Here is an 18,776-nt window from a genome sequence, read left to right as displayed (position 1 = left end):
TTATCAGATAAACAGCAGAATGAGAGGCGCCTTACGGCACCACTCATGGACCAGATTACATTGTGTTTAACGTACAATTACGCCTTGTACATGGCTTCCAGCGCTTTTGGCATTGCGTCGACGTACATTTTCACATCTTCGATTTTACCGGTGCTCACCCGCGACCAGGGCTTGTAAGTCCGGTACTGTCCACGGATCAGTACATTTTCTTTTTCCATGGCAGCACGGAAGGCATTGGCATCGCCATTATCACCCAGATTCACAAAAACAAAGTTAGTCGCTGATGGCAGTGCCGTCAAACCATTCGCTTTAACTGCCGTCATAATCATGTCTTTGGCTTCCATCACTTTATCCCGTGAGAAGTCTTTGAAGGCTTCATCTTTAAAGCTCGCAATTGCTGCTGCTAAGCCGGCCTGGTTAATGGAATAGCCGCCGAGACCATATTGATTGATAAAGCTGATATTTTCTTCTGAGCCAAGCATGTAACCCACACGCATGCCGGCCAGGCCATAAATTTTTGAGAAAGTACGCGCCACGATAATATTGTGGCCCTGATTGATCAGCGGGATCATTGAGTGTGCAGGGCCGTCACTAATCAATTCGTTATACGCTTCATCAACCAGCACCAGCGTTTTCTTCGATGCTTTTATACAGAAGTCCTGCAGCTTTTTCGTGTCGAGCACTTTGCCGGTCGGGTTATTCGGGTTACAAATATGGACCATGGCAATGTTGTCATCGATAGCGTTGTACAGTGCATCGAGGTCAATATCCAGATCCGCTGTGTTGGGTACCCGCACAATATCCGGTCCGCCCTGACTGATTGGCGCCTTGGATGTGGTGTCCCAGAAAAGATCCGGACCCAGTATTTTTCCCTTTGAGGTGGCGGCATAAGCGGCGAAGGCCAGAATCAAACTGGAACCGGCGGTAATTGCCACATTTTCTTTTTTCAGGCCATACTCTTCTGCAATCATGTCAGTCAAGTACATGCCCGCCTGGTAAGCATAATAGGCACCGCCGGTGGACGAGGCTTCTGCAATGGCTTTAAGAGCAGCAGGGCTCGGACCATAGGGGTTTTCATTCGCATTCAGCTTGGCGATGCCGGCCTGAGGGCCGTACATTACGTGAGGCGCCGCCACTGAAGAACCTGCTGCCAGCGCAGCAGGAGTAATAATACCGGTTGCGCCGGCTGCTGTAGCAGCCAGGCTGCCGCCTAAGAATAAACGTCGTGCAGGGTTGTAAGTCATAAATAAGTTCCTTTGAAAGTGAAAAGACTAAAGGGCTTTATAAAACATGCCGAGTGACACGATGATTAAGTAAATGCCAAACAGTCTTTTGAGCATTTTTTCACTGAAGTTATGCGCCATGTTGGCACCGATAGGGGCCGTCATAATCGAACCGATACTGATGGCAATAAGGGCGGGAATATTGACATATCCCACGGTACCCACCGGCAGGGCGGCAGTTTCAGAGTGGCGCATGAACAAAAAGCCCAGCGCGCCGGGCAGGCCGATGAGAAAGCCGACACCGGCAGCAGTGGCAACTGCCTGCTGAATTGTGCGGCGGCACATGACCATGGTGATAACGGTGGGCGTTCCACCGCCAATACCCAGTAAGGCAGAAAAACCACCCAGCACAAATGCGAGGGTGGCTTTACCGATACCTTTGGGCATAGAGAAATACATTCCCGGACGCACGACAAAATCGGGGAACAGGAAGTAAATTGAGTAAAGCAGTACACCGGCTGCAAAGACAATTTTAAGTCCGCCTGCACTGGTGTTATCTGCAATGAGTAATCCGCCGATGACGCCAAGGACTATCCATACTGACCAGGATTTCAGTACGGCAAAGTCCACAGCACCTTTCGCTTTGTGGGCAATCACAGAACGCAGGCTGGAAACAACAATAGAGGCTAAAGACGTGCCGATAGCCACTTTCACGATTTCATCAGAATCGGGAACAAAAAAGGGAAAGACAATAGACAGGGCAGGCACGACAACAAAGCCGCCACCGTTGCCAAACAGGCCTGACGTTATGCCTGCAATGGCACCTGCAGCACATAACGTAACAACAAACCAGACCAACTCGATTTCCATAACTACAAAACTCCGCTAAACATTAATTAAAGTGGGTATGTCCTCAGGGTCCATTTCAGCTGTAAGCAGCGAACGGGAACTCCCCCGGCCCTTTCACAGCAAAGTCGACACGAGGTCGACTTGCCGTAAAACAGCTACCCGCCAGTACAGGTCAGAATGTGTATTCCAACTTGGTGTAGTAATAACCCCCCTGCCAGTCGACGATAGAATCTGAACGGTACAGACGACCATTCGACGCTTCGATTTCGTCATACTGGGGATAGGTATCAAACAGGTTACGAACACCCACTGTGATGCGCAGACTTTCTGTTGCAAGGTAAGAACCTTCCAGGTCAAGCAGCATTTCACTGTCGAAGTCCTGAATAGTCAGTACTTCAGTATTGGTGTTGTAATCAGAGTTTGAGTTTTCGCCATAGTAATTAAGGCGGGCAACAACCTGCCATGCGTCATAGTTATGCCTTGCTGACAAAATCGCGCGGGAATTCGGCGTATTGTTCAGGAAGTCATAAGTATTCTCCGGGTTAAACACCTCGCTGGGGTCAGAATCAAACTCTACATCGTTGTAGTTGTATGAGGCTGAGAACGTGGTATCACCGTATTGCGAAGACAGGCGGTAAGTTGCTACCAGATCAACACCCTGAGTAGTGGTGTCAAACGCATTCTGGAAGTAACGTACGCCACCGATGGATTCAGCGCCTGAAACACCGGCTGCCACCAATGCCAGATAGTTGTCATACTCGTCTCCGGCAGTAGGATCTGTAGACACTTCCAGTGTTGAAATGGCGTTGAAGCGGTCTTCAATTTCAATGTGATAGAAGTCAGCAGTGAAAGTGAAGTCACCGTAATCCGCAGTTAAACCAAACGTAATGTTGGTGGAGGTTTCCGGATCCAGTGTGCTGGCACCCAGGGCCTGGGCAACATCACTGCTGGCGGGGAATAAACCTACCGCAACAGGCTCAGAGTTGATAAACGTCGTCGCAACGTTTGTTGTACCCTGCTGGCCCGGCGTCGGAGCCCGGAAGCCTGTACCGTAGGAGGCACGCAATGCAATTTCATCCGTTGCCTGATAAATACCGGCTACTTTGTAAACTAACTCAGAACCAAAGTCTGAGTAGTCTTCGTAACGCAGCGCTGCCTGAGCAAAAATACTGTCGGTGATATCACCGGAAATATCTACATAAGCTGCATAGGAATCACGGTTGTATTCGCCGGAGAACTCAGGGGAGTAACCGGGGAAACCGTTTGAGCCAACAGCCATCACGGTATACACAGGGTCAGAGCTGTCTGCACAGTCCAGGTCTGCAATAGCAGAACCTGCTTCAGTGGCTGTGCCGTCATCGTTACAGAATCCCCATGGATCTGCCTGAGAATAAGCACCGGCAGTGTATGATGCTTCCTCTCCTTCCTGAATTTCGTAAGATTCGTCCAGGTAGCTCAGACCGAATGCAAAGGCGTAACCGTCAAAGTCATAAACAAAATCAGCTTGTAACTGCATTTCTTCGTTCACCAGATCGCCCGGATCAAATGAAGTTTGTGATTCGTTGCCTAATGACGGGTTGAATGTATTCCAGATAGAGTAAGAAATTTCGTTTGAACCGTAACGGGCAGAAAAATCATAGCTCAGATCGCCTGAAGCACCTTTCACACCACCAGCCAGTGAATAATCGGTAATGTCACCGGCGAAGCGGGGAGTAAAGCCGCCCGGGAAGAACTCAAGTGCATTCCAGGTTTCACCTGAAGGCAGGCGAATATCCGCATTTACACTGTTGGTTGGGTTACGGTAGTTGAACGCACCGTCACCGGAGCTTTCAGAATAGTTACCGAACGCATAGAGTTCAGCGGCTTCAGAAAAAACATAGCCGGCATTGAAGAAGACCTTTGCTGATTCATAATTTGGCTGGCCCCAGGGCTGTACGACGTTCGCGCCCTGCGATTCCTGCCCCATGGCTTCTGCGGCTGCAAGGAAGTCATCTGTCAGATAAGCGTTATAAGATGCGTCGGGATCGTAGTTCGGGTTGGATTTATCCAGACAGAATGACGATACACAATATTGCTCGCCACGGCTGGTGGCTTCGTTATCGGTGTACTCTGCAGAAATACTCAGGAAACCATCATCTCCAAGGGCAAAGCCTTTGTTTCCAGTCAGCGTGAGCTGGTCGCCGTCACCTTCATAGTACTGGCCCCATTCTGCAGAAAAACTGCCACCTTCAGAATTGTTTTTCAGGTTGAAGTTCATTACCCCTGCAATCGCATCTGAACCGTACTGTGCAGCAGCACCGTCGCGAAGCACTTCAACCGAACCGATTGCGGCTGTAGGAATTGTTGCAAGGTCTGGTCCCTGGGTACCTGAGCCGCTGGTTTGCACCAGAGCTGCACGATGGCGGCGCTTAGAGTTAACCAGTACCAGCGTCTTATCAGTTGGCAGTCCGCGAAGAGAAGCCGGACGAATAAACGTACCACCATCTGAAATAGGTTCACGTGAAACGGTATAGGAAGGCACAAGGGTGCGGACAACGTCGTTCATATCGGTAAAAGAAACCGCTTCCAGATCTTCCTCATTGAATACATCAACAGGAACCGGAGAGCTGGTTACGGAACGGGGGGCACCACGGGCACCGACAACAGCTATACGTTCCAGAGACGGATCGGATTCAGCATCGGGGGTATCAGTTTCTTGTGCGTAAACAGAAGGAGAAAGAGCGAAAGCCAGAGTCACACCGGTTAATCCGGCATAGATTGACGCACTGAGTCTTTTTATTTTCATTAATGTGTGTTCCCAAAATTTGCCTGATTGCTTTTTTTCTTTGGATACAGGCCAGGGAGAAATCTCGACACTGCACCCAACAATAATTCACAGCCGCCCCCTGGCGGTCAGAATATTTGATACAACGTTGTACCGGTGGCGTGCTGTGTGTAATCGAGACTAAGAAAACAGACCTGTATCGCGGAAGAAAAAAGAATATGTAGGGCTATAGGAAAAATATGGAGGGGGTGACAAAAAGTATAAAAATCATGGGGTAATGACTAAATCAGGCAGAAATTTTTTTTAATTTCAGTGTCCTGTAAACGAATTTTTAACAATTAATCGCCGGCCGGTATTTATACGTCTTATCTTAATTTATTGAATATAAAGTGTTTTTTAAGTTTTATGTAGCCGTCACAATAAATTAATAATTTCCGGAAAGAAGTTTTAAGTCATTGTTTATTATTGGTTTGTTTTGAAACGGCTCATTTTTATTATTTAGTTTTTCTTATGGTATTGTTAAGGTTGGTTACAAGGGGATAACCAAAGCCAAAATTAGTACCCGGCGATCGCCCCATATAAGGCTATGGGGTTACCTGTCAGAAACACGCTCTGTACATATGAAGTTAGTTGCCGGTTGAAATACCGTCAAATTATTCTTCTATCTGAGAGTGAATACACATCAGTGGCTTCTTATTCGGGAGTAACAGAAGGGGAGACTACCTTCGCCTGCGGAGAATTTAACTGCAAGGACGCGGATATAAGCGCAGGCACAAACCGTGTGCTTGCAGGAAAAAAGAAAGGCCGGCAAGAAAGCCGGCCCTGATTGCTGTTTAAAGAGGCTGTGTGCTCTTAGAAGGTATAGTTTAACTTGGTATAGTAATAGCCACCCTGCCAGTCAACAATAGAGTCTGAGCGGTAAATACGACCACAGCAGGTTTCACCCATTTCGTCAGTACCAGCGTCCGGATACTCGTCAAAGAGGTTACGGGCACCGGCACTGAGAGACAGACTTTCACTGATGTGATAAGTCAGCTCAAGGTCGAACAGGATTTCTGTACCAAAGGTTTGAATCACATCCAGAGAACTGCTCGCGGCATTTTCATATTCGCCGTAGTAGTTCATACGGGCAACAATCATCCAGTCTTCAATGCTGTGTTTAACTGAAGCAGTACCACGGAAATCCGGCGTACCGTTTTCCAGGTCAAACTCATCTTCTTCGTTGTAGAAGTTTTCAGGATCGTTGTCCAGTGTGGTTTTGTTGTAGTTAAATGATGCAGTGAAGGTAGTGTCACCCATATCTGACTGCATATTGTACGTTGCTACAACATCTACACCTTCGGTTGTGGTGTCGAAAGCATTCTGGAAGTAGAACACACCACCGATTGATTCCGCACCGGAAACACCGGCATTCGCCAGGCTCAGGTATCGCTGATAATCTTCCGGGTCTTCTGCATCAGGATCGGAACTGACATCCAGCGTTGAAATGGCATTCAGACGATCTTCAAGCTCGATATTGTAGTAATCCACAGTAAGGGTGAAGTCGCCGTAATCCGCCGTCATACCAAAGGTAATGTTGGTGGATTTTTCCGGTGCAAGTGCACTGGCTCCAAGCGCCTGAGCAACTGCGCTGCTGGCAGGGAACAGACCGGTAGCAACCGGGAAGCCGTTAGGCAGCCGGGTGGACACGTTTGTTGTACCTTGCTGTCCCGGAGTCGGAGCACGGAAACCCGTACCGTATGAAGAACGCAGTGCGATTTCATCGGTAAGCTGGTAAATACCGGCCACTTTATAAACGAGTTCAGAACCGAAGTCAGAGTAGTCTTCGTAACGTAAAGCTGCCTGAGCAAACAGTTTGTCTGTTACGTCACCGGAAATGTCGGTGTAAACAGCATAAGAGTCACGGTTATATTCGCCGGAGAATTCGGGAGAGTACCCCGGGAAGCCGTTGGAACCTACGCCTACTACAGTGTAAACCGGGTCGGAGTCATCTGCACAGTCCAGGTCTGCAATGGCTGAGCCTGCCGCCGTCGCTGTGCCGTCATCGTTACAGAAACCCCATGGATCCGCTGAGGCATATGGACCTGCAGTATAGGAATCTTCTTCACCGCCGGAGATGTCGTAAGACTCGTCCATGTAGCTCAGGCCGAAAGCGAAAATATATTCGTCCAGATCATAGGTGAAATCAGCCTGAAGTTGTTTCTCTTCGTTGGTCAGAGAGCCCGGCTTGAATGAAGTCGGGGATTCGTTACCCATCGACGGGTTGATGGTGTTGCTCAGGGTGTAATCAATTTCACTGGAACCGAAGCGGCCACTGATGTCATACGTCCACTTACCACTTATTCCTTTCACACCGGCTGCCAGTGAGTAGTCGGTAACCTCACCTGCGAAGCGCGGCGTAAAACCACCGGGGAAGAACTCCAGCGGGCTCCAGACGGAACCATCCTGCAGACGGATGTCTTCAATGGTGCCGTTGCCCGGATAACGATAGAAGAAGGAACCATCGCCCTCGGTCTCTGAATAGTTACCGAATGCGTATAATTCTACTTCGTCAGAAATCGTATAACCGGAGTTAAAAAATACACGGGTGCCTTTAGAGTTTGGCTGGCCCCAGGGTTGTACTTCATCCGAACCGTGAACGGCATTAGCACTTGCAATAGCAGCAGCGATATATTCTTCAGACTGGTCGGTCACACAGAACCAGCTTTCACAATACTGTTCACCACGATAGGTCGCTTCTGAGTCAGTAATTTCAGCAGAAATACTTAAGAATCCGTCTTCACCTAACGCAAAACCTTTGTTACCGCTGATCACCATCTGATCGCCGTCGCCTTCGTAATACTGGCCCAGCTCGGCTGACAGTGAGCCTCCTTCACTGTTATTTTTTAACTGGAAGTTAATGACCCCTGCGATGGCGTCTGAGCCATACTGTGCGGCCGCACCGTCGCGCAGTACTTCAACAGAACCGATAGCCGCAGTCGGGATGGTTGCGAGATCAGGCCCTTGCGTACCTGAGCCACCAATTTGCACCAGCGGAGAGCGGTGACGGCGTTTGGAGTTAACTAAAACCAGTGTTTTGTCAGTGGGCAGACCACGCATCTGTGCAGGGCGTACAAACGTACCGCCATCAGAAATTGGCTGGCGTGACAGGGTGTAAGACGGCACCAGGGTCATCATTACATCGTTCATATCTGAGAATGCTACACCTTCCATGTCTTCAGCCGTCAATACATCAACAGGCACGGGAGAGCTGGTCACTGAACGCGGCGCACCCCGCGCACCAACAACGGCAATCCGTTCCAGGGAAGGATCCGATTCGGCATCAGGAGTGTCAGTTTCCTGTGCATATACAGAAGGAGTCAGCGCTAATGCCATGGTCATGCCGGTTAATCCGGCATAAATAGACGCACTTAATTTTTTTATTTTCATGAGTGTGTGTTCCCGGTTTGTTGCCTGATTGCTCTTTTTGCGGGCGCAGCTCATGGAGGATCCGGTGACCGCGCCCAACTATGGCTCACAGCGGCACCAATAAGATGCACAAGCTTTGAACAGCGATGCTGCATGGCTGTAAACTGTGTTCATAAAGACTAAAAAATGAGAGCGGCGTCGCGGAAGAAAAAAGAATATGGAAGGGTATAAAAAATATATTGAGGGCAATCGGGGAGCACCGCAAATTGCGGGCCGGGCAGGGATATCAGACCAGAAATGTTTTTTTTCATCCAAAGGATGCTCACCTTTCGTTAACAATTGATATCTGTAAATGTTCGCTGCAATGGCATATAAGTTGCTGTTCTGGAATATAAAAAAGAATACCGTTCAGGTATTAACAAGAAATTAAAACGACAAGGCGCGTGCGGGCACCGGCAGAAAAACTTTGATGGAGGCGTCAGGAGACATGCCATGAATTCAAAACAGTTACAGTACTTCCTCACCACGTTGAGAAAAGGAAGTATTGCCGCAGCCGCAAGAGAGTTAGACATTGCACAACCGGCAATCAGCCAGCAACTGGCCAATCTTGAAAGAGAAATGGGCACACCGCTGTTTCAACGGAGTTTCAAAGGGGTTTCTTTAACCGAAGCCGGAGAGGTTTTTGCGAAGCATGCAAGACGGCTGGTTGACGATATCAATGCGGCTAAAGCCGATTTACAGCACCTCGTTGCAGAACAATCAGGTACTGTGAAAGTTGGCATGTTGCCGTCTATCGGTAACGTGCTGTCCATGTCGTTATTGTCGGAAGTAAAAAAATCGGCCAGCAAGCTGAAACTGGATATCAGCACCGGCCCGTCGTATTCCGTCCGGGGCTGGCTGGAGACCAATCAGATTGATATCGCCATCACCTATGAGCAGGATGTAGATGCTGTTTCAATGGTCTGTGAGCCGCTGATAGAGGAATACATGTACCTGGTGCTCGGCGTGAACGACCAGTCAGAGGTGTATCAGAAATATCAGGATCGCAACACAATCAAATTCTGGGAACTTAGCCAGTTTGAGTTACTTACGCCTGGAAGCCGGGATGCGCTGGGCATGCTCATCGCCCATTACGAAAAAGTGACCGGTGTTGCGTTGAGGCACAATACGGCGTATTCGGGCCAGCTGATGACAGGGCTAAGGCAATTGCTGCAGGGCGAGGGGGCGATGATTTTACCTTCATCAGCCATTTTCCATCTTGAAGAAAGTGGCCTGGTAAAAGCGCTGAAAATAGAACAGCCGGAAATGCGCCGACAGGTATTAATGGCCACCAACCGCAGCGGGTCACTCACGGATGCAAGCATAAAAATGCGGGATGTTATCCGCAGGGTGACTGCCTGTGAGCAGGAGTTAAATCACTGGCGTGGCGATCTAAAGTATCGTCAGCCAAGCATCGCCTGTGCCTGAAACGGTTCCGGTAAATCACTGACGTCCTGTTCGGGGAGGCGAATGTCTACCTGAACGGGCAGATGATCAGAGAGAATTTTCGTGCGGGCATTTTTCAGACGGCGGATCCGGCGTAGTTTAATGTCCGGTGAAGTCCAGATCCGGTCCAGAGAAAATAACGGAAACTGACTGGGGAACGTAGCCCCCGCTTTGTGCTGGTTCAGCACGCTGTCCAGAGCGCGGAATGCACGGGTAAAAAACTGCCATTCATTGAAATCACCGCCGAGCACAATCGGCGTTTTGTTTTCTTTCATTCTGCCGGCAATGTATTCATGAAGCTTTGCGAACTGAGAGCGGCGTTCGCTTTTCTTCAATCCCTTGTGAGTATTAATTACCGTCAGTGGTCCTGACGGCGTGAGTAAATCTACAGCCTGAATGTTTCTCGGCTGAAAACCATCCTGACTCACATCAAGGGTTTCATTTTTCAGCACAGGAAAACGGGTCAGTACCGCATTCCCGTACCAGCCCCCGCCGGCTTCTGTAATAGCCGGTGAAGGTACCAGTTGAAACACCTGACTGGCGCAAATATCTCTGATGTCCGTTTCAATATCTCTGTGCTCAGGCCGCGTATCCATTTCCTGCAACAACACAATATCTGCACCCAGTTCGGCAAGATAACTGCCAATGCGGCGATAATCATGTTTGTTGTCGCGCCCAATACCGCTGTGGATATTATAACTGACTATGCGACACATTCTTCACCCTTTGTTTTTTCTAACTGCTTACTTTCCTGATAACGCTTGGCAATTTTTTGTGAGCCCCAAATCATCAGACCCCACAGCACGATGCCGCCTACCAGATAGGAAATCGTCTCCGGTGACGGATTGCGGAAAATCTGGGTAATAGAATCGCCTACCAGACCTTTCGCTATCATCGGCGGGAACATGCCGAGGAATGTTCCGGTCAAAAATTGCATCAGACCAATTGATGAAATGCCGGCAACCAGATTAACCAGACTGAATGGTGCGATGGGCAACATCCGGATAGCGGCGACACCAACAATACCACTGGTTTTCAGCTTCTCATCAACAGCAGCAACTTTCGGCCCGCCAATTTTACGCAGCCCCGCGTTACCGGCCAGCTTACCTACACCAAACATGCTCGCAGAACTCAGCAGGGCGCCCATAATTCCGTACAATGGCCCCCAAACCGGCCCGAAGATGGCAGAGACTGCCAGTGACATTACGGTGACCGGAAAGAAGAAGAAGCCGCCCACAACATAGACAAGCAAAACCGTCGGAAGTGCGAAATAGGTACCCCGGCTTTCCTCCAGGAAGGCATTGATATTGTCTGTCGATAACCACGGAATAAAATGACTGGCAAGCAGTAAGGTGGCCGCCAGCGCTGCAATCACCAGAACGCCGATACCAACCATGATCGTGCGGCGGCGTGGATTGCGTACCGGTGTTGCTTCGCCGTTAAGGCCCGGAATTGGCGGGATCAATGGCTCTTCCGGATCGGATAAGGATGAAAAGAAATTTTTGCCTGATTCCTGACTGGTAAATATTTCGTCACGCACCTGGGTAAGCACGTAGCCATGAGCCAGCTGGCCTTCCATTAATGCCCGTGCAGGATTAGGTTCCTGCATGATTGCGCTAACCTGATCAACGGTGCGGCCGGTGTGCTCTGCCAGTAAATCGTCACGGATACGGGCTATCTGACGGCGGTTGGTATCATTATTACCAAACAGAACAAGGTCGATTTCAGTATCCAGACTCATTGAACGGTTACTGATATTCGACGAACCGATAACGGCGTAGCGGTCATCGATGGTCATTACTTTAGAGTGGATACGTTTTGTCGCATGTTGTCCGTGCTCGTCGGTAATGGACGAATACGACATAATGATGCGCTCAGGCTCGATGTCTTTTTCAAGAATTTTCTTAAATTCAATACGACCTGCCCAGAATGCCTCACACTCGAATTTACCTTTGGGTTCATAGGAGCTGACAATAATGACATGCAGTTCAGGCTTCTCTTTCAGACGGCGGTTCAGCGCTTCTGCGATTTCCTGACGGGAAGTGAATTGATTTTCAATGTAGATAACCCGTTCTGCTTCACTGATGAGGTCCAGCAGCATGTGACGGACTTCCTGAACAGGCTCCACTTCGTCCATAAACGGAATAGTGCGGGCAAGGGCGCAATCGACCTTCTCAAACCAGGGCTCAAAGCCGTCCGGCCATGAAGCGGGAACAGGACTGTCCAGGTCTGTCTCAGCTTCTTCACGGATGGCGATGGGCTTTTCTTCGGCTACGCGCAACCAGCGCCAGCGCACCAGTTCAGCGAACCTTTCCACTACCGGGCCGGCAGAGACAATCTGGACGTCATGTAGTGGCGTGTAAGGACCGTCAGGACCGTTGCGTTCTTCACTTTCAATGGGGTGGTCACGGGTATCCCAGCGGTTGGTTGAAATATCCATACCGCCCGAAAACACCAGTTCATCGTCAATAACAATAATCTTCTGATGCTGACTGCCGCCCATGGGAATCGTGTCATCGAGTTCCGTGAGTACGTTGTCAGGTGTTTTCTCATCCCATACTTCTTTTGCCCACATTTCCCGTTGAGCAAAAAAGGCCAGAGAAGAATCCCAGCGCAGCAGATAAATTTTCATGTCAGGGTTTTGCTCAGCTTTCCATGCCAGCAAATCACTGACCACTGAGGGGGCTTCGGAGTTCGCCTCGTCCTCACCGCGCAACAGCCTGATCCGGCTGTCGATATCCCATCCGACGATAAATATACTGTGCTTCGCTTTAAGGATCGCCGAATGCAAAGCTTTGTAGTAATTACCGCAATCAATAAGTGGAGTGGCGAAGCTGGCCTGACTGGTCGCCCAGCAATTTTCTCCCTGTTTGAAAATAGATTGTTCTGCTGACATCGTTCCTCCTCATGCCAACCCGGAATGAGCATATTAAGTGACAAATGCAATATGAAATGCAGAAACTATTCCATAGGACCTGATGTCCGTATGACAAGGTTATCTTGCTGTTTTAACTTAGAAAGTTTGTCAGGTTTTAAGGTGAGGGTGTGAACCTGCTTCCTGCCTTCAGGTAAGTTTGTCCGCCGGTTTGTAGAATTTTCCTGAAGTCAGTACACAAAGGTAACCGGCCGGTTGTCAGAATCAAAAAAGCCTCCGGAATACCGGAGGCTTTGAGAGAGCTTTACAAATCAGAAGCGGTATTCAACACCCACACTGGCTTGTTTCAGATCGGTATTAAAGTCCACATCACCGGGATCGTCTGCCAGGTCATTGGCATCGAGGTCTGCATCGTAAACTGTGTACTCTGCATTCACGAGGAAGTTCTCAGTGATATTGTAAGCAACGCCGGCACCGATGAATAAACTCTCGTCGTCGTAGCTGCCGGATACACCATTCACTGAATAATCTGTATCCCACCATAGTTGTCCGGCTTTGGCATAAACAGAGAACTGATTAGTAATTGGTAAAATACCTTTTACGCCCGCTGTCCAGCCATCAGTATCGGCCCGTGACAGGTTATTGCCGTAATCACCGAAGTCGATGACCGATCCCTCTATGGCCAGATAGCGGTTAAAACGATACCCGACCAAGCCCTGAATGACGTCATTATCATCATCAAAATCGTCCTGCCCGTCTACTTTCAGATAACCGTAGTTACCACCTACGTAAAAACCTGGCTGGTCCTGCCAGGGCGTGTCCAGAGACTGTGCGGAAGCACTGAAAGCTGTTAAAGAAGTGAGCGCTGCAATACCCGCGAATGCTGTGATTGATTTTTTCATCAGAAAATTCCTCTTACTTTGTTTAGCGTATGGGCTGCACTTGTAAACCGGTAAAAGAGACCGGTAAGGTGAGAACACCTGAAGAGAGTGCCGCCCGCTGATTAGTCTGTTTCAAAGAGCATGCCATACACGTTTGTATGTAAACTGACCAATAAACGGGGCGCAGAGGTGAAATCCGGTGAAATATTGGCCATTTCAACGGGTGCCCATGAAACCTGTTCAAAACTCTTTGTAAGGAATACAGTCCCGTTCTGCGGTTACTTCATCATGCAACACAAGCATGTGCTCTTTCTCCGGGGTATAAATAACGGACAACAATGACAATCAGTAAAAAATGATCACAAAGAGGGAGCGTCGATGTCAGGCAGATTAATAAAAGCAGTTCTGGGGACGGGATTATTGTCACTGTGTTTCCCGTTGGCGGCAGCGCAGTACGATATTCTGATCCGCGGGGGAGAGGTCATAGACGGTACCGGCAAACCGGCAGTGTCTGCTGATGTTGGTATTAAAGACGGCATCATAGTCGCTATGGGAAAGCTGTCAGCCAGTGATGCTGCACAAGTGATACAAGCAGACGGACTGGTGGTCAGCCCGGGGTTTATCGATCTGCATTCTCATGCCGAGCGCTCTGCCGCTACTCAGCCGGGGTTGGAAAATCTGGTTCAGCAAGGGATCACTACGATTCTTGGCGGTAATTGCGGATTTTCACCGGTTCATACCGGCGAGTTTCTCGGGGAGGCTGCCTCGACACCTCTTGGTCCGAATCTGGCGTTGCTGGTGGGTCACAATGATGTTCGCCGTGAAGTAATGGGTGAAGCTGGCAGTCCGGCCACAGAAGATGAAGTTAAGGCTATGCAGGCGCTTGTTGCCAAAGCGATGGAAGAAGGGGCATTCGGCTTGTCGACCGGCTTAAAGTATGTGCCGGGTGTCTACTCTGATTACGCTGAAGTAAAGGCTCTGGCCGGAACCGCGCACCAGTACGGCGGTATTTTTACTTCGCACATGCGGGATGAAGGGGCGCTCATCACTGAAGCGCTGGAAGAAGTTATTGCGATTTCTGAAGATACCGGCATCCCCGTGCATGTGAGTCATCATAAGCTGGTGGGATTGCCAAACTGGGGCCACAGCGAAACAACGCTGGGTATGATTACCGCCGCCCGTGAAAAGGGTATGGACGTGACACTGGACCAGTATCCTTATACCGCTTCATCAACCCGCTTCAGTATTTTGTTTCCGCCCTGGTCGCTGGCCGGTGGTCACGGTGAAGTGTTAAAACGTCTCGGTGACCCGGCAACACGGGCAAAAGTGAAAGCCGGCATTGAAAAGAACATTCGCGAAGACCGCGGTGGCGGCGATCCGGAAAGGCTGCAGATAGCCCATTTTGCTGCAAATCCGGAATGGGACGGGTTGACGTTTGGTCAGGTACTGGCTCAGCAGGGCAGAGCGCAGACGTTGGCAAATGCAGCGGAACTGGCGATGGAAATTGAAGAGCAGGGGGGCGCGCAAGGTATTTTCCATGCTATTGACGAGCAGGATGTGACACAAATCATGGCATATCCGTTTACCTCCGTAGCCACAGACACAGCCGGTGCAATACCCGGTGAAGGAAATCCTCATCCCCGCAGTTACGGCTCCTATCCCCGGGTACTGGGTCGTTACGTCAGAGAGCAGGGAACACTGACGTTGCCTGAGGCAATTCATAAAATGACAGCACTGCCGGCACAACGCATGGATCTGACTGATCGCGGTACGCTGGCAGAGCAGTACCGTGCCGATATTGTGATTTTTGATCCGCAGACAGTGATTGATAATGCAACTTTTACCTCACCGCATCAGTATCCCACCGGCATAGAATATATCCTGGTGAACGGGGTTATTGTAAAAACACCGCAAGGCATGACCGGGCGGCATGCCGGAGAGATCCTGACTCACCGGGCGGGTAAAGTATGAGAGCCTTTCTCTTTCAATGTTTGTCGCAAAGATTATCACTGCGGCGCCGCAAGGCCGGTTTATCCGGTATGATACTGATTGTTTTGATTAACAGCGGAGTTGCGGTGTCAGCAGAGCAGGTTCAGATAACCGGATTAACACTTTATCCTGAAGGGATCCCCGGGGAAATAGCCCACACACCCACAGAGTTTCAGGGACGGGTGGTGATAAATGACCGCTCGGTTGTCGCAGTGGATTCTCCTGAGCTGACTATGGTCGCGCCTCCTGAGGATGAGCGAAACGGTACCGCTGTTATCATTTTGCCCGGTGGTGGTTATGAAAGGCTGGCCATCGATAAAGAAGGCTTTAATGTCGCCCGCCGTTTCGCCGGGGCAGGTGTTATCGCATTTGTGCTGAAATACCGTATGCCACTGAAAGACATTATGGATAATCCGTCCTATGGTCCTCTTCAGGATGCGCAGCAGGCTATCAGTCTGGTGCGTCAGCATGCAAAAGAGTGGGGAATCGATTCTGACCGGGTGGGCGTAATGGGATTCTCCGCCGGAGGACATCTGGCTGCCACACTGGCAACTCAGTTCAAACAACCGGTGAATAAAGCGTATACGAAGAAAATCCTTCGTCCGGATTTCCAGGTGCTTATCTATCCGGTAATCTCAATGAAAGAAGATGTAACGCATCAGGGATCACGGTTGAATTTACTGGGCGAATCGCCGGACAACAGATTAATTTCAACTTTCTCCGCACAGGACAATGTCACCACCAATACACCGCAGGCTTTCATAGTTCACGCTAATGATGATAAAGCCGTCCCTGTAGGGAATGCGTTGCAATACCACGCAGCGCTTGTGGAAAAGCGGGTGCCTGTACAGATGTTACTGCTGCCTGACGGCGGGCACGGATTCGGGATGAATCACCCCACTGACTGGTTCAGCAATATGCTGGAATGGATGGAAAACTACGGGGTTATTGCTGCTCAGGCGACAAATCATTGAGCATGATGTGGCGCAGGTACTTACCTGCGCCATGGTTGCCCTGCGGACAACGTTTCAAAGAATTATCTGTTCAGACCGTTATTTATAATCTGCCGGTGCGTAACGGGCTAACCAGTGTGCATACTGTGTGGGCAGTACCCATGACGGTGAGTCCTTACCCAGCTTTTTAGCCACATCGTAGCTCCAGTGCGGGTTCGCCAGGTGAGCACGGCCTACCATCACCAAATCCAGCTGTCCGTCTTCAATGGTTTTATTGGCCAGTACCGGATCATCAACACCCCATGCTGTAGCGACCGGAATATCTGCTTCTTCGCGAATTTGTTGTGATACCGGCGCCAGGAAGGCAGGGCCCCAGGGAATATTTGCTTCAGGTGTATTGAAGCCAACCGATACACTGACAAAATCGACGCCGTGGTCTTTCATCTTTTTGATCAGCTCTATGGATTCAGGAACCAGCTTGTCGTCGTTACCATCATATTCTATGACGCCTAAACGTACTGTTAATGGTAAATCTTCCGGCCACACGGCTTTAACTGCATCGATGGTTTCCAGCAGAAAACGGGCGCGGTTTTCAGGGCTGCCGCCATATTCGTCATCACGTTTATTTGCAACCGGCGACCAGAAGCTTTGCGCCAGATAGCCATGGGCAAAGTGCAGTTCTAACCACTTATAACCGGCTTCGACAGAGCGTTTCGTGGCAGCAACAAAGTCTGCCTTTACCCGCTCGATATCATCTTTTGTCATTTCCGTGGGTGTACGGGGTAAGTTCGCGCCAAACGGTACCGCTGACGGGCCGATGGGTTGCCATCCGCGGGGATCATCTTCTGCAATGTGGTCGTCACCTTCCCAGGGTTTGTTCGCAGACGCTTTTCTGCCGGCATGAGCAAGCTGAATACCCGGCACTGCACCACCCTCATTGATGCGCTTAACAATGGCAGCGTGCCCCGGAGTATGCTCATCGCTCCAGAAACCGAGGCATCCCGGGCTTATCCGCCCTTCAGGGGCAACACCGGTTGCCTCTACGATCACAAGCCCGGCACCACCCCGTGACAATGACGCATAGTGAACCTGATGCCAGTCGTTGGGAAGACCATCCTCTGCGCTGTACTGACACATGGGCGGCACAGCAATGCGGTTTCTGAGTTCCACTGACTTTAGCGAATAAGGGCTGAATAAATCGGGCATAACGTTTCCTTTATGGTAATGAGTTGGCCGGGAACAAAATGCTCCCCTGACTTGCTATCAGTAATAGGGGCGGTTTATGATTTTAAAAAGTGAATGTTTTCGAAAATATAATTCCAATTTATGAATATCGCATCAAAAGACTTTAACCTGTTGTATTTGTTTACAGTGCTTTACGAAGAGCGCAGCCTGAACAAGGCAGCCCTTCGCATGAACCTGAGTCAGCCTGCAATGAGTCACAAACTCAACAAGCTGCGTGGTGAGTTTGATGACCCGTTGTTTATCCGCACCGGACGCGGCTTTACACCAACGCCCAAAGCGCATCAGATGGCTAAACAGGTATGCTGTGTGGTGAAGTGTCTGGAAGAGTTCTATGTTAATGCAGAGGGTGATGCCATCGGACAGCGGGAAGAGGCAATCCACATTTATGGTACCGATCTGGTGGATTTCTTACTCCTTCCCCGTTTACTGGATAAAGTACAGGCGGAAGCGCCGGGCGTAACTATTGTCATGCACAATACGTCCGGACGCTTGCCGGTGCAGGCGCTGGAGCAAGGTGATTGTGACATAGCCATTGCCGGCTTTTTCAGGGATCTTCCCGAACATTTTTATCGTCAGTCACTCATGGTCACACCGTACCGGGTGGTGCATGACAAAGCCCTTATCCCCGCCGGTAAGCCACTGGATGTGCAAACTTATGCCAGCAAGCCCCATGTAGTGTCAACGCTGACCGGCAACCTCAACAGTGATGTGGACACTGCCTTAGCGGAAGCGGGGTTAACCCGGCGGGTGGTAGCCGGTGCATCAGGTTTCATGGTGTTACCGCGTCTGGTGACCGGCCGGGAGGTCTTTCTCACCTGTCTGAAGCCCATCGCTGACTATGCAACCGCTACCTGTCAGCACCTTTCCAGCCGGGAGCCGCCGGTGTCGTTACCCGATGTGAACATAGAGCAGGTCTGGCATCCCCGTACCCATGAAGACGGCCTGCGAAAATGGATACGGGAGCAAATTAAAATTATTCTGAGCGAGGTGTAGGTAAAATATTTGTAATTTATTTGTAATGAATACGTATGCATGAGATTGCTTCAAAAATAACCAGAAGGATAAGATTTAAGCTGGAATAAAAAATAGTGCCCGAAAATGTTC

General features: G+C 49.8%; 12 protein-coding genes. 4 read left to right on the top strand and 8 right to left on the bottom strand.

What is annotated here, in order from left to right:
* Positions 1-77: 77 nt before the first annotated feature.
* From DS731_RS17190 to DS731_RS17175, 4 genes are all read right to left on the bottom strand, one after another.
* Positions 78-1,244: a pyridoxal phosphate-dependent aminotransferase gene (locus DS731_RS17190; RefSeq protein ID WP_119502483.1), complete on the bottom strand. Its 1,167-nt coding sequence runs from the start codon at positions 1,242-1,244 to the stop codon at positions 78-80.
* A 27-nt stretch (positions 1,245-1,271) separates the two neighbouring features.
* Complete coding sequence (locus tag DS731_RS17185) at positions 1,272-2,093, bottom strand: sulfite exporter TauE/SafE family protein (RefSeq protein WP_119502482.1); 822 nt, start codon at positions 2,091-2,093, stop codon at positions 1,272-1,274.
* A gap of 151 nt (positions 2,094-2,244) precedes the next feature.
* Entirely contained in the window at positions 2,245-4,857 is a 2,613-nt protein-coding gene (locus DS731_RS17180) for a TonB-dependent receptor plug domain-containing protein (protein ID WP_119502481.1), read from the bottom strand.
* Positions 4,858-5,688: 831 nt separating this feature from the next.
* Positions 5,689-8,265, bottom strand: a complete 2,577-nt coding sequence (locus DS731_RS17175) for a TonB-dependent receptor plug domain-containing protein (RefSeq protein WP_119503478.1) — start codon at positions 8,263-8,265, stop codon at positions 5,689-5,691.
* A gap of 471 nt (positions 8,266-8,736) precedes the next feature.
* On the opposite strand from DS731_RS17175, the gene DS731_RS17170 reads away from it, so the two are divergent.
* Positions 8,737-9,711: a LysR family transcriptional regulator gene (locus DS731_RS17170; RefSeq protein ID WP_119502480.1), complete on the top strand. Its 975-nt coding sequence runs from the start codon at positions 8,737-8,739 to the stop codon at positions 9,709-9,711.
* On the opposite strand, the gene DS731_RS17165 is transcribed toward DS731_RS17170, so the two are convergent.
* From DS731_RS17165 to DS731_RS17155, 3 genes are all read right to left on the bottom strand, one after another.
* Positions 9,687-10,445, bottom strand: coding sequence for an endonuclease/exonuclease/phosphatase family protein (locus tag DS731_RS17165; RefSeq protein WP_119502479.1), 759 nt, complete (start codon positions 10,443-10,445; stop codon positions 9,687-9,689). The genes DS731_RS17170 and DS731_RS17165 overlap by 25 nt on opposite strands.
* Positions 10,433-12,625 carry a VTT domain-containing protein gene (locus DS731_RS17160; RefSeq protein ID WP_119502478.1) on the bottom strand — a complete coding sequence of 731 codons (2,193 nt, stop codon included), beginning with the start codon at positions 12,623-12,625 and terminating at the stop codon, positions 10,433-10,435. Before DS731_RS17160 ends, DS731_RS17165 begins: the two co-directional genes overlap by 13 nt.
* Before the next feature lie 290 nt (positions 12,626-12,915).
* Positions 12,916-13,506 carry a porin family protein gene (locus DS731_RS17155; RefSeq protein ID WP_119502477.1) on the bottom strand — a complete coding sequence of 197 codons (591 nt, stop codon included), beginning with the start codon at positions 13,504-13,506 and terminating at the stop codon, positions 12,916-12,918.
* A gap of 357 nt (positions 13,507-13,863) precedes the next feature.
* On the opposite strand from DS731_RS17155, the gene DS731_RS17150 reads away from it, so the two are divergent.
* Together DS731_RS17150 and DS731_RS17145 are read left to right on the top strand one after the other, a co-directional pair.
* The gene (locus DS731_RS17150) at positions 13,864-15,456 is read left to right on the top strand and encodes an N-acyl-D-amino-acid deacylase family protein (RefSeq protein ID WP_119502476.1); all 1,593 of its coding nucleotides are present in this window, start codon (positions 13,864-13,866) and stop codon (positions 15,454-15,456) included.
* Between the two features lie 68 nt (positions 15,457-15,524).
* Positions 15,525-16,448, top strand: a complete 924-nt coding sequence (locus DS731_RS17145; protein ID WP_161599174.1) for an alpha/beta hydrolase — start codon at positions 15,525-15,527, stop codon at positions 16,446-16,448.
* Positions 16,449-16,526: 78 nt separating this feature from the next.
* Here DS731_RS17145 and DS731_RS17140 read toward each other — a convergent pair whose 3' ends face one another.
* A complete protein-coding gene (locus DS731_RS17140) occupies positions 16,527-17,633 on the bottom strand; it encodes an NADH:flavin oxidoreductase/NADH oxidase (protein WP_119502474.1) in 1,107 nt (368 codons plus the stop codon).
* Between the two features lie 120 nt (positions 17,634-17,753).
* On the opposite strand from DS731_RS17140, the gene DS731_RS17135 reads away from it, so the two are divergent.
* Positions 17,754-18,665: a LysR family transcriptional regulator gene (locus DS731_RS17135; protein WP_119502473.1), complete on the top strand. Its 912-nt coding sequence runs from the start codon at positions 17,754-17,756 to the stop codon at positions 18,663-18,665.
* Positions 18,666-18,776 lie beyond the last annotated feature (111 nt).

This window comes from Alteromonas sp. RKMC-009, from assembly GCF_003584565.2.
GTDB lineage: Bacteria > Pseudomonadota > Gammaproteobacteria > Enterobacterales > Alteromonadaceae > Alteromonas.
Note: the sequence above shows the minus strand (reverse complement) of the source record. Positions and strands in the feature narration are given on the sequence as shown.